Annotated in this window: 13 protein-coding genes; 7 read left to right on the top strand and 6 right to left on the bottom strand. The window is 70.2% G+C overall.

All coding sequences use genetic code 11. The annotated features are described in order from the left end of the window. Positions 1 to 329: 329 nt before the first annotated feature. Positions 330 to 956 carry a DUF6668 family protein gene (locus ACQEV1_RS04340; protein WP_433391462.1) on the bottom strand — a complete coding sequence of 209 codons (627 nt, stop codon included), beginning with the start codon at positions 954 to 956 and terminating at the stop codon, positions 330 to 332. A 118-nt stretch (positions 957 to 1,074) separates the two neighbouring features. Continuing rightward, positions 1,075 to 2,313 (bottom strand): AAA family ATPase, encoded by a 1,239-nt coding sequence (locus ACQEV1_RS04335; protein ID WP_433391459.1) that lies wholly within the window; start codon positions 2,311 to 2,313, stop codon positions 1,075 to 1,077. 282 nt (positions 2,314 to 2,595) lie between these two features. On the opposite strand from ACQEV1_RS04335, the gene ACQEV1_RS04330 reads away from it, so the two are divergent. The 6 genes from ACQEV1_RS04330 to ACQEV1_RS04305 all read left to right on the top strand — a co-directional run bounded on the left by ACQEV1_RS04330 (position 2,596) and on the right by ACQEV1_RS04305 (position 7,556). Further along, a complete protein-coding gene (locus ACQEV1_RS04330; protein ID WP_433391456.1) occupies positions 2,596 to 3,108 on the top strand; it encodes a hypothetical protein in 513 nt (170 codons plus the stop codon). Between the two features lie 22 nt (positions 3,109 to 3,130). Further along, entirely contained in the window at positions 3,131 to 3,676 is a 546-nt protein-coding gene (locus ACQEV1_RS04325) for a hypothetical protein (protein ID WP_433391453.1), read from the top strand. 244 nt (positions 3,677 to 3,920) lie between these two features. Continuing rightward, positions 3,921 to 4,946 carry an ABC transporter substrate-binding protein gene (locus ACQEV1_RS04320; RefSeq protein ID WP_433391450.1) on the top strand — a complete coding sequence of 342 codons (1,026 nt, stop codon included), beginning with the start codon at positions 3,921 to 3,923 and terminating at the stop codon, positions 4,944 to 4,946. 64 nt (positions 4,947 to 5,010) lie between these two features. Beyond that, positions 5,011 to 5,811, top strand: a complete 801-nt coding sequence (locus ACQEV1_RS04315) for an ABC transporter ATP-binding protein (RefSeq protein WP_433391447.1) — start codon at positions 5,011 to 5,013, stop codon at positions 5,809 to 5,811. Next, entirely contained in the window at positions 5,808 to 6,641 is an 834-nt protein-coding gene (locus ACQEV1_RS04310; RefSeq protein ID WP_285633410.1) for an ABC transporter permease, read from the top strand. Before ACQEV1_RS04315 ends, ACQEV1_RS04310 begins: the two co-directional genes overlap by 4 nt. A 27-nt stretch (positions 6,642 to 6,668) precedes the next feature. Further along, positions 6,669 to 7,556, top strand: a complete 888-nt coding sequence (locus ACQEV1_RS04305; RefSeq protein ID WP_433391443.1) for a TauD/TfdA dioxygenase family protein — start codon at positions 6,669 to 6,671, stop codon at positions 7,554 to 7,556. Here the strand turns inward: ACQEV1_RS04305 and ACQEV1_RS04300 are convergent. The 3 genes from ACQEV1_RS04300 to ACQEV1_RS04290 all read right to left on the bottom strand — a co-directional run bounded on the left by ACQEV1_RS04300 (position 7,553) and on the right by ACQEV1_RS04290 (position 10,216). Further along, positions 7,553 to 8,554, bottom strand: a complete 1,002-nt coding sequence (locus ACQEV1_RS04300) for an LLM class flavin-dependent oxidoreductase (RefSeq protein ID WP_433391440.1) — start codon at positions 8,552 to 8,554, stop codon at positions 7,553 to 7,555. The genes ACQEV1_RS04305 and ACQEV1_RS04300 overlap by 4 nt on opposite strands. Positions 8,555 to 8,642: 88 nt before the next feature. After that, on the bottom strand, positions 8,643 to 9,386 hold the full coding sequence (locus ACQEV1_RS04295) for a GntR family transcriptional regulator (protein WP_433391437.1): 744 nt from the start codon (positions 9,384 to 9,386) through the stop codon (positions 8,643 to 8,645). After that, on the bottom strand, positions 9,383 to 10,216 hold the full coding sequence (locus tag ACQEV1_RS04290; protein ID WP_433391434.1) for a creatininase family protein: 834 nt from the start codon (positions 10,214 to 10,216) through the stop codon (positions 9,383 to 9,385). Before ACQEV1_RS04290 ends, ACQEV1_RS04295 begins: the two co-directional genes overlap by 4 nt. Before the next feature lie 129 nt (positions 10,217 to 10,345). Between ACQEV1_RS04290 and ACQEV1_RS04285 the strand changes: the two genes are divergently transcribed. Then, positions 10,346 to 11,134, top strand: coding sequence for a putative hydro-lyase (locus tag ACQEV1_RS04285; protein WP_433391431.1), 789 nt, complete (start codon positions 10,346 to 10,348; stop codon positions 11,132 to 11,134). Between the two features lie 12 nt (positions 11,135 to 11,146). Here the strand turns inward: ACQEV1_RS04285 and ACQEV1_RS04280 are convergent, their stop codons facing one another. Further along, entirely contained in the window at positions 11,147 to 11,962 is an 816-nt protein-coding gene (locus ACQEV1_RS04280; protein ID WP_433391428.1) for an aminoglycoside phosphotransferase family protein, read from the bottom strand. Positions 11,963 to 11,967: the final 5 nt, after the last annotated feature.

The raw sequence follows: 11,967 nt of genomic DNA, 5'->3' as shown, positions 1-11,967 counted from the left end.
CCGTTGAGGATCCGATGAAGATGACCCCCAGGAAGACCCAGCCCATCCCTGTGAGGTGGCGCCCCCCTTCACTCCGGCGGTGATGAATCGCCATGTTAACGCCAAGTCCTATGAATGCTCCCACGCACGTCAGGTACCCGACCCATTTCATCCATCTCAATCCTGTGAGGATTTTGGTAGATCCCGGCGGCGTTTCCGGCGAGCCGGGGTCGGGGATGTTCCCGTCGGCCAGGATGTGGTGCGCGGCCTCGGTGAAGGGCACATGCGTGGCGACTCGAGCGTGGTGTGGCACGCTCAGCAAGATGTCACTCGCCCACGGAACCATCACATTAAACATGTGCATCCTCGGAAACTATGTGGTGTAGGTCGTTGGCCAGTCGTGAGTAGGCGGATGGCAGCCTGGCCTGGTCCGGGGGGTCGCCGATGCGCAATGCCTCCACCCACGGCAGTTCCCAGAGTCGAGGCACGCCTCCGGAGATCAGCCGCACCAGATCGCTGAGTGGTTTAGGGCGTTTTCCGGGAGCGTCGGCGACCACGACCAGCCCGAGCAGCCGGACGTTCGGCAGCACACCCGCGGCCCACTGCCGGGCGGCGGCCTGAGCCGCGCAGAGCCCGGCGGCGTGGCTACGCGCGACGAGAAGCACCCGGGCCGACACCGGGGGCACGGGCATCGGCCAGTACCGTCCAGCGCTCATGCTGCGGGGGATGAGGGCCGTCAACGTGGAGACGCCGGCTCCCCCATGGCACGACGAGAACCAGAGGTCCGGACCGGCGCCACGGTAACCGGCCAGCCCCAGCGGACTCGTGGGCGGTGGTGCCAGACGTGCCGGTACGACCGCCTGCGCCTGGAACGGTCCGCCGGCATACCCTCCGTGCTGAGGGGAGTGCGCCGCCACAGCCGGCGCGGCTTCCGCACCAGATGCCCGGTGCGGCCGGGCGACGTCCGCAGCTTGCATCACTACACCCTCCTCTGTAAGGGCAAAAGAGCAGGTCAGTGTTATGGTGTGGACCGTCCGAGAGTCGCTGCGATCGTCAACTACGCGGCGCGAAGAAAAGCGACCGGCGGGCTCTCGGCTACCTCGGCTTCAGGGGAAGCAACTTCTTCCAGCGGCTCGTCAACGGCATGATCGACCGGTCCCCCGCCGGCATGGCGAACGCGGGGTCATCGCTGATGGCGGCCAGGATTCCCCGGAGCGTCCTCTCAAGGTCCGGTCCCGGGCGCACGCTCGCCGGCTGGGGCGTGTTCACCGCCCGCATCCATCCCTCGTCCTCGGGGATCAGGCCGGCGAAACGCCAGCCGCCCAGTCGGTCCATGACCTCCTTCGGTCCGCACTCCACGTCGGGCCTCGCCCGGTTGAGGATCACGAAGACCTTCTCGGGAGGAACCCCGCCGCCCCCCTGCTGCTGCGGCGTGACGAGGGCCGACAGCCAGGAGCCGATGGCCTCCAGCGCCACCCTGTCGGGCTCGACCGGCACCAGGATGACGTCGGCCTCGGGGAGGACCAGGTCGAGGAACGTCCGGTGGTTCGTTTCGGCGACCGGCGTGTCGATGAAGACGAAGTCGAACGTCTGGCGCAGCACGGGGAGGATCCGGCGGTACAGCGAGTCGATCCTGGAGCGATCGACGCTGACGACGTCCTGCGGGGCGAGCAGCGCGTAGAGGCCGATCTCGGAGATGCTCGTGAGGCTCTGGCGCACCGTGTCCGCCGCAGGCGACCAGGGCGCCTGGAGCAGGTCCAGGACGGTCGGCGATTTGAGGTTGAGGAAACGCGCCACATCGGCCCGCTCCAGGTTGACGTCGACCAGCACGGCGGACCCCGCGCGGCCCGCGCTCTGAAGCAGCCTCGCCGCGTGCATCGCGAGGTTCACGGTCGTGCTCGTCTTGCCGGCCCCGCCCTTCGCCGAGGTGATCGCGATGACCGTGCCCTGTCTGCGAGGTGCCGCGGGAACCGGTGCGGGGATCGCCTGGGCGGGTGGTGCTCCGGGAACCGTCCATGGCTCCGGCGGCGGCTCGGGCTGGAGCTCCAGCTGAGGCTCCGGCTCGGCGGCGCCGAGTGCCACCAGCAGCTCCGCCACGTTCAGCCGCTTCGCGACCAGGACCACCTTCGGGTCGAAGACGTCGCCGCGTTCGGTGAAGGACACGTGGACAAGGACGGTGTGCCCGTTGCGGACCAGGCCGTTGGCCAGTACGGCGACCTCCGCGCCAGGGACGTCCTCGGCGAACCCCGGCGCGAACACGAACGTGACCGGAGAACCCACCCTGCCGCTCCCGGAGAGCTCCCGGAGCTCCGAGGCGGAGGCGACATCGAACACGAACGGGAACCGTCCGGTGTTCCGGAGCCTGCTCGCGACACCCGGGTGTCCCGCTACGACGAGGGCCGGCGCAATAGCCATCACGAATTCCTCAGTGCTCTGGTTGTCGACCGGACGAGCCCGGCCGGTGCTCCTGTAACGGACAGTGCGGGCAAACGGCACTGCCGCCAGCACCGGCCGCCCGCTGCCGAACACCGGCGCGACTCGCGACCCGTACGCTGTGGGCCGGCACCCCTCCGCCACAGGATGAAATAGGTTCCCGCGAAGAATGTCACACGACTGATGGGCTTGAAGGCGGTCGAAGGTCTAGGACTATTCGAGCCGGTGACGGCCCTTTTCAAGAAGACAAAGCAACTCGTCCACGAGCTCCCACAAGAGCCCAAACGAATCTTCAAGCGCTTAACGCACGGGCCGGAGCACGCACTCACCGAGTCCGAGCGGAGCCGCTTTTTCGACCTGGCCGAACGAGCTCGCGATGACGGAATAAGGTCACTACCGAAGAAGAAGGAACGACTCGCCGTGATCGGCGGTGTCAACGTCCGAACCGGCCGGACGGCGTTCGGGAGAAGCTCGAATCCGGTAGGGTGCGCCGAGGATGACGTAGTGCGCCAACTGGGCGGCGATCCGAATGAGGTCCTCTTCTCGAAGGCCACTCGCCGGCGCCTCGCGCGGCTGAATTCACAGATCGCGATATGCCGTCACTGCCAGGCCAAGTACCGTCCAAGTCAGTTCCCTCCCGGGACGAAGTTCAAAGGGGCCTTCGAAAGCGGAGGTTCCGGAGTTTTCGACATGTGAGCCCGAGCGCGAGGAGAGACTGGTGAACAACGAAGAAGAGTGGGACTGGTTCGAAGAGGTAGAAGACCGCGAGCCGAGAGATCCGATGCTTTCCGCCGTTCTGCGCGCCGTTCGGCAGGCCGGCGACGAATGGTCGTCACTCGGGATACCTCCCGAGGCCACCATTGCCCGGTTGGACGACAACGGATTGCGCGTCTTCATCGACGTCCTGGACAAGGACGACGACGTCCTGGCGACTCTGCGGGTCGACGTCAAGCGGGACGGGACGTCCGTCATGGCGTGGTCGGACGGAGAGCTGGCCGAGGTGGAGGAGCGGATGGAAGATACCGATCCGCTCGATATCGCCCGATTCTCTTCGCCCATTCCCGAAGAGCTCGCCTCGCACGTCGTCGCATGGCTGGACGGGCAGCTGAGGCGGGTCGTCGTGCGCTACGAGTGGAGCGTCCGAGGCAGGATTCGCGCCACCTGTGAAGCGTTCCAGGACACCGGGACGGTGCTCGCGAGCAGCGGCGCCAAGCCTCATGGCGGCCTCGACACGGCCGATCGAAAGACCCAGATCCGCCCGTAGGAACCTCACCGCGGCCAGTGTTCGCCCGCACGAATGATGTCCCATTAAGTCGGTAGGGATGGTTGACTACCCTGCGACACGCGTGTTCTCATCCTGATATGCGCGCCCGGCCCGCGCTCATTCGCCGGCGGCACGTCGACCTCGTCCGGGTCACCGCCGCCCGCTGTCGCGTCTGACGTCGACCCCACGCCCCCTTCTCTTCCGCCCCGCGGGCCGTACGCCCGTTCTAGGAGCGCAGTTCGCCATGCTCAAAAAGTCCCTCCTCGCCGGAGCCGCCGCGCTGGTCGCCTCGGCCGGCGCCGCCGGATGCGGAGCCTCCGCCGCCTCCCGCGGGTCCGCACTCAAGATCGGTTACTTCCAGGGCGCGGTCGCCGGACCCGAGGCCGTGGTCGCCGCCGACCCCGACCTCGCCTCTCATGTCAAGGCGCCGATCCACCTGCGCCCCATCGACAGCGGCGTCGCCGGGATGGCCCAGCTCCGCGCCGGCGCGTTCCCGGTGGTGTCCGGCGTCGGCAACCCGCCGTTCGTCGGCGCGTTCACCTCCGGCACCGACGTCGAGGTCGTGTTCGTCGAGAGCATCGACGAGTCCGGGCTCGCCGTGAACGACAAGATCAAGTCACCCGCCGACCTGAAGAAGGTCGGCGTGCTCGTCGGCTCCACGCTCGACTTCCAGCTCCGCGGCTGGCTCACCGCGCAGAGGCTGACCGGCAGGGTGCAGGTCGCCAGCTTCGCCAGCGAGGCCGCCGAGGCCGCCGCCTGGAAGTCCGGGAAGATCGACGCGGTCTACATCAGCCAGGCCTACCTGATCGACCTGAAGAAGCACGACGCCCGTGTCCTGACGACCGCGGCCGACGTCGCCCGCCTCGGGTACGCGGCGGTCAACATGCTCGCCGTCGACAAGGCGTACGCGAAACGGGACCCGGCCGTCGTGCAGCAACTCGTCTGCCAGGTGTCCAGGGCGCAGACGCTGGTCAAGGGCCCACAGGCCGCCAAGTACGTCACCGCCGCCACCCGGTTCCTCGGTGTGAGGCCGGCCGACGCGATCGCGGCCACCAGCGACTACCCGTACGTGCCGCAGAGCGAGGAGACCGGCTGGCTCCAGGGCGCGGACGGCCACGCCGCCTCCGGCAGGCTCGCCAAGAACTTCCAGCTCACCGCGCAGTTCCTGGTCACCCAGGGCCGGGCGAAGACGGTGCCGCCGATCGATCAGATCGCCGCGCACATCGCCCCCTCCTTCTGGGCGAAGGCGCAGTCGGGCGGGTGCACATGAGTGAGCGAAGCGAGCGAATCGACCAACACGGTCCGCCCGGTCTCCTCCCGACGAAGGAGGGCTCATGACCGAGAGAAGTGCCCAGGTCGTCGAGGAACCGGTCGCCGACAAGCCCGCGGCGGTGCGGCTCCGCGACGTCGGCAAGACCTTCCGCAAGCGGCGGCGCGAGACGACCGCGCTGGAGGGAGTGAGCCTGGACATCGCCGCCGGGGAGTTCCTGTGCCTGGTCGGCCCCTCCGGCTGCGGCAAGTCGACACTGCTGAGCATCCTGGCCGGCTTCACCGAGGCCGACACCGGCGAGGTACTCGTCGACGGCCGTCCGGTCACGGGCCCCGGCCCGGATCGCGGTGTGCTGTTCCAGACGCCGACGCTCTTCCCGTGGCTGACCACCCGGCAGAACGTCCTCTACGGCCCGCGCGCCCGCCGCGCCCTCACCCCGGACGTGCGCGAGGAGGCCGCCGAACTGCTGGAGACGGTCGGGCTGGCCGAGTTCGCCGACGCCTACCCGCACGAGCTGTCCGGCGGGATGCGGCACCGCGCGGCGTTCGCCCGGGTGCTGATCAACCATCCACGCGTACTGCTCATGGACGAGCCGTTCGGCGCGCTCGACGCGATCACCCGAGCCGGCATGCAGCGGTTCCTGCTCGAACTCTGGCAACGGCGGCGCACCACAATCGTCTTCGTCACCCACGACGTCGAGGAGGCGACGCTGCTCGGCGACCGGGTGTCGGTGCTGTCCGGCCGCCCGGGGCGTACCAAGGCGGTCCTCGACATCGACCTGCCCCGGCCGCGTACCTACGACGACACCGAGACGCTCGCGTTCGTCACGGCCAAGCGCCGGATCCGGGAGGTGTTGGAGCGGTGAGCCTCGACACGGCCCCGAGCCGTACGGTCACCGCCGTACGCAGGCGGGAGCGGCGGCAGCGGTCCTGGCGACGGCTGTTCGTCGGCACGGCGGCGCTCGCGGCGGCACTCGCGGTGTGGGAGGTCGCGGCCTACGCCGTGCACGACGCGGTCACCCTGCCCACCGTGCAGGAGACGGTCCGCCAGCTGGTGCACTACCTGGCGGCGCCGTACCCGCAGGTGCAGGGCAAGACGCTGGTGACGGACGCGCTGATCAGCACGGGCCGGATCCTGGCCGGCTTCGCGCTCGGCACGGTGACGGGCCTGGTCCTCGGCGCGGCGATGGCGGGCGTCCGCGTCATCCGCGAACTCGCCGACCCGATCGTCGGGGTCATGCGGCCGCTGCCGCCGATCGCGTTCATCCCGTTGCTGGTCGTGTGGTTCGGCATCGGCGAGGCGTCGAAGATCGCCCTCATCTTCTTCGGCGTACTGCCGGTCGTCACGATCGCGACGCTCGGCGCGCTCGACGCCGTACCCGACGAGTTCACCCACGCCAGCCGCAGCCTCGGCGCGTCCTCCTTCCACACGATGCTGCACGTACGGCTCCGCGCGGCCGTGCCGGGGGTCGTCACCGGCATGCGCATCGCGATGGGCGGGGCGTGGACCAGCATCGTCGCCGCCGAGATGATCGCCGCGACCGGCGGGGTGGGCTTCCTCATCCTGCAGGCCGGCAACTACCTCCAGACACCGCTGATCTTCAGCGGGATCGCCGTCATCGCCGTACTCGGCTTCACCTTCGACGGACTGCTGCGCCTGCTGTTGCGCGCGGTCGACCCCACGGCACGCCGTTAGAAGCACGGTCAGAGAAAGGGAACGCCCATGTCCAGTCTCGACATCCACCGGATCGGCGGGCGGATCGGCGCGGAGGTCGTCGGCGCCGACCCGCGGGACCCGTCCGTCTTCGAGGCCGTCAACGCCGCGCTGCTGGAACACAAGGCGCTGGTCTTCCGCGGCGCCGACCTCGACGACGAGGAACAGATCGACTTCGCGTCGCGGTTCGGCGCGCTCACCACCGCGCATCCGACCGTGCCGTCGGTGGAAGGGCAGCCGAACATCCTCCCCGTCGACGGCGAGGAGGGCATCCGCTCCAACCAGTGGCACACCGACGTGACGTTCGTACGGACGCCGCCGAAGGTGAGCACGCTGCGCGCCCTCGTCGTCCCCCCGTACGGCGGGAACACCCTGATCGCCAACTCCGCGGCGGCCTACCGGGACCTGCCCGCGGAGCTGCGGGAGTTCGCCGACCGGCTGTGGGCGGTGCACACCAACGACTACGACTACGCGCTGCCGCGCGTGAACCCCGAGAAGGCGGCGGAGTACCGCCAGGTGTTCGTCTCGACGCGCTACCGGACCGGCCACCCCGTCGTCCGCGTGCACCCGGAGACGGGCGAGCGCGGCCTGTTCATCGGCGGGTTCGCGCAGCGCGTCGTCGGGTTGAACGGCAGCGAGTCACGCGACATCCTGCGCATCCTCCAGGCGTACGTCACCCGCCCGGAGAACATCCTGCGCGTCGTGTGGAACCCCGGCGACCTGGTCGTCTTCGACAACCGCATCACCCAGCACTACGCACCGGACGACTACGGCGACCAGCCGCGCCGCCTGCACCGCGTCACCGTCGCCGGCAACACCCCGGTCGGCGTGGACGGCAAGGAGAGCTACGTCATCGAGGGCGACGAGGCACGCCACTACACCCCGGCGGCCGCCTAGGAACCCGCGAGGCGGGGTCCGATCGTCTCGGCGAACGCGGCGACGTCCTTCTCGGGCAGGTCGTAGCCGGACGCGAACGTGTGGGCCGGGAAGAAGAAGACGTGGAGGTCATCGCCGCGTCCGATCTCCTCCCGGGCCCGCAGCAGCCGCTCGGCGCAGTACTCGGCCGGTCCGAACAGGCCGAACGCGTCGCAGATCTCCGTCGCGAGCTCCGGCGGGATGTCGCCCGGCCGGTGGTCGTCGGCCAGGTCGATGCCCGCCTCCCGCAGCCAGCGCAGGTTCGCCTTGCTCGGGTAGGTGAGGAACGACTGACCCTCGCGGAACTCGCGGCGCGGCCACTCGCGTACCTCCTCGAACGGGCCGACCGCCGTCGTCACGATGAAGATCTCCTTGATGGACGCCGGGTCGCGGCCGGCGCGGCGTGCGCCCGTCGCGACGTGCTCCCGGGCGACGCGGACCGCGTCCGGGTGCAGCCCGACGAACATCATCACGCCGTCGGCGACCTCACCCGCGAGTTCCAGCATGCGCGGCCCGGCGGCCAGCACGAACACCTCCGGCGGCGGCGTGACCGGGTGGGTGAGGACGGTCTCGCGGGCGCCCAGCGGCGTGCTCTCGCCGCGGAGCAGAAACCGTACGGTGCGCACGGTCTCGCGGAGATGCGCGCGCCGCGCCTGCGGCTCGCCGGCCCGCTCGACCGACAGGAAGCCGGGCGCGAGGGAGAGCAGGAACCGGCCCGGGGCGAGCTCGGCGACCGAGTTGCTCAACGCGGCGAGCACGAGCGGGTGCCGGGTGACGGCGTTGGAGGTCGCCGGGTACAGCGTGAGGCGGCTCGTCCGCTCCGCGGCCAGGGCGAGCGCCACGTACACGTCCCGTCCGGTGTGGTGGTGGTCGTGCACGCCCACGCCGTTGAACCCGGCGTCCTCACAGCGTGCGATGAAGTCGGCCACCTCACGCAGGGGACGGCCGACGGGAACGCGAATGTCCACCTTCACGGTCATGAATCCTCCTTCGTCGGGGAGAGTGACCACCGGGCCGCGCTTCCGACTCCCTCGCTTCGCTCGGTCATGGACGGGGGCCTTTCGTCTTTCATTGGTCGAGATAGCCGCGGATCACGCTGAAGCTCAGGTAGTCGTCGTTGACGTAGGCGACGGTGACCGCGAGCGGGCTTTCGTCGGCGTGCACGTGGAGGTGGCGCAGGAACAGCAGCGGGTGGTCCGCCTCGATCTCCAGCGCGGCACGGACGTGCGGCGGGGGCAGTAACGGCCGTACCCGCGCGACCGAGTAGCAGACCGGCCGGCCGACGTGCGTCTCGATGAAGCTGAACGTCGAGTCCATCGCCTCCGGGGTGGAGGACGGGTAGCGCAGCAGCCGGGCCGGCACGTGGTCGACGCTGTAGACGGCGGGCCGCCCGTCGGCGGTGAAGACGCGCTCGACCTCCCAGGCCGGCTCGCCGGCCGGCAGTTCCAGCGCGGTGGCGACGTCCTCGGACAGCTCGGTCGCGCGCCCGGAGACGCGCTGGCCCGCCTCGTACCCGGCGTCCGCCAGTAGATCGACGAACGCGCCGGCCTCGGCGAGGTTCGCGGTGACGCCGAGGACGTGCCGGTTGATGAAGGTGCCGGCGCCGTGGAGGCGGCGGATCCGGCCCTCCTTCTGGAGGGACTGCAGCGCCGAGCGTACGGTCGCGCGGCTCACGCCGAGCGAGGCGGCCAGCCGCTCCTCGGCGGGCAGCCGGAGGGTGCCCTCCGCGCCGAGCCGGGCGATGAGCTCCCGCAGCCGCGCCTTGACCTGCCGGTAGCTGTCGGCCGTGATGCGCTCGACCGGGAGGTTCATGCGTCCTTCCCGGCGTCGCGGCGGCCGATCGGGCCGTCGTAGCGGCGCAGCCACTCGATCAGCTCGACGAGGCGGGCGACGATGTGGTCGTGGTAGCGCTGCCCCTTCTCCTCGGTGACGCCCAGCGAGGAGCTGAAGGAGCCGGTCGGGGTGAAGGCGCGCTGCTCGTCGCCGGACCAGACGATCTCGACGCCGTCGGGCGCCTTGCCGAACAGGTCGTCGCCGACGAACCCGCCGAAGACCTCGTCGAAGTCCACGTGCGCGTCGGTCAGCCGGTCCATGCGGATCTTGCCGGGGTAGCGGTAGTGGACGTGCGACAGCTCCAGCTCGCCGGCGTGGTGCTCGTTGGTGTCCTTGATCTCCGGCGCGGCCGACCGGGCCAGGTGCAGCGGGTCGGCGATGACGAAGAGCACCTGGGGCAGCTCCTCGTCGTGGAGGACGCGGGCGGCGGTGTGCAGCGCGGCGAGGTTCGAGCCCTTGTGCCCGTTGAGCAGGATGATCCGGTCGAAGCCGTGCCGGGCGAGGCTGCGCGCGACGTCGCGGACCAGCAGCGTGAGCGTCTCGGGCCGTACCGAGATCGTGCCGGGGAAGCCGGCGTGATGGACCGAGTCGCCGAACCAGATCGGCGGCGTCACGACGACGCGCGCCCGCTGCGCCGCGTCCTCGGCCAGGGTGATCGCCACGTACGAGTCGACGCCGAGGACACCGGCGGGACCGTGCTCCTCGGTCGCGCCGATCGGCACGATCGCGATCCGGTCGCGCTCCAGATAGGAGGCGACCTCTTCCCACGTCAGGTCCTGTATCCAGACCGAGGGCAGATCCGTCGCCATGGCAGTCCTCCTCACCGCAGGGTTCGCCAGAAAAGGTCTGACGTCTAACGACAGCTACCCTATTGACTTAGTATGGTTTTTGCCAGTGACCCGTAATCTTCCGGCTGATGCGCACAGGGGGTACCCGCGTTGACGACCCGATCCACGCCGCCCGCCGACCCGGCCGAGGCACGCCGGCTGTTCCGCGAGGGGCTGGTCACTCCCACCGCGGGCTGGGCGCCCGGCTTCACGCAGGCGAACACGATCATCGTACCGAGCGAGTACGCCTACGAGGTGCTGCTGTTCTCCCAGCGCAACCCGCGGCCCTGCCCGGTGCTCGACGTCTCCGACGCCGGCAGCCCGCGCACCGTCCTGGCGCCCGACGCGGACCTGCGCACCGACTTCCCCGCCTACCGGATCTGGCGCGACGGCGAACTGGCCGAGGAGACCGCCGACATCCGCGACCACTGGCGCGACGACCTGGTGACCTTCCTCATCGGCTGCAGCTTCACCTTCGAGACGCCGCTGCTCGCGGCCGGCATCGAGGTCCGGCACATCACCGCGGGCACCAACGTGCCGATGTACCGGACCAGCGTCGAGTGCCGTCCGGCGGGCCGGATCCACGGGCCGCTGGTCGTCTCCATGCGGCCGATCCCGGCCGACCGGGTGGCCGAGGCGGTACGGATCTCGGGCCGGTTCCCGTCCGTGCACGGCGCGCCGGTGCACATCGGCGACCCGGCCGGCCTGGGCATCACCGACCTCGGCACGCCGGACTTCGGCGACCCGGTCGAGATCCGGCCGGGCGAGGTGCCGGTCTTCTGGGCGTGCGGGGTCACTCCACAGGCCGCCATCATGGCGTCCCGCCCGCCGTTCGCCATCACGCACGCGCCCGGCCACATGTTCATCACCGATGTCCCGGACACCCGTTACGCCGTGTGAATTTCGGGTTGTTCATCCCAGCAGGTCGAGGAGACGACCGGCCTGGCGCTCCAGGGTGCCGGGCGGGTTCCGGTCGCGGGCGGGACCGCCGGGGCCGAGCATGAGCATCCAGGAGTAGGCGAACACTCGACGGAACTCGCGGACCCGGCGGGCGACGGCACCCGGAAGGTCGAATTCTCCGAGCAGCGCGGTGGCGTCGAACGTGCCGGGGGTCCGGGCGGAGATGTGTTCGGCGACTTCGGCGAGTTCGAAGGCGCGGTCGCTGCGGCCGGAGTCCTCGAAGTCGACCAGCCGTACCCGCTCGCCGTCCCACAGGTAGTTCGCCAGGTTGCCGTCGGCGAGCCCGAGCACGGGTGTGTCGATGCCCAGGAGACGGCCGGTGTCGAGGCCGTCGAGCCACTTCGCCCCCGCCGCGTACGCTCCGGCGACCGTGGGATCCGCACCGAGGTCCGGTCGGCTCTCCCGCAGGGCCCGAGCCTTGGCCACGGCCGCCGCCGGGTTCCACGAGGCCGGCGGCAGACCGGCCACGACCGATCGCGGGACCGCCTCGTGCAGCGCTCCGATCGCGCGCGCCATCGCGGCCGTGTGCCGGCGCGTGGTGGTCATGCCGCGCAGCGGAGTTCCCGCCAGGCGCGACATCACCACGTACGGGGGCCGCGCGGCGAGGTCGGCGTCGATCGGCCGGGGCGCCAGGCCGGGCGAGTGTTCGGCCAGCAGCCGCAGCGCGCGCCACTCGCGTTCGGCCTCACCGCGACCGGCGGAGACGAAGCGTTTGGTCACCCGGTCGCCGCGCGTCTCGATCTGATGGGTGCTCGCTCGGCCGACCACGCGCC

The organism is Actinoallomurus sp. CA-142502, from assembly GCF_050936355.1.
GTDB classification, from domain to species: Bacteria; Actinomycetota; Actinomycetes; order Streptosporangiales; family Streptosporangiaceae; genus Actinoallomurus; species Actinoallomurus iriomotensis.
The sequence above is the reverse complement of the archived record's forward strand: the minus strand, read 5'-3'. Positions and strand labels throughout refer to the sequence as shown.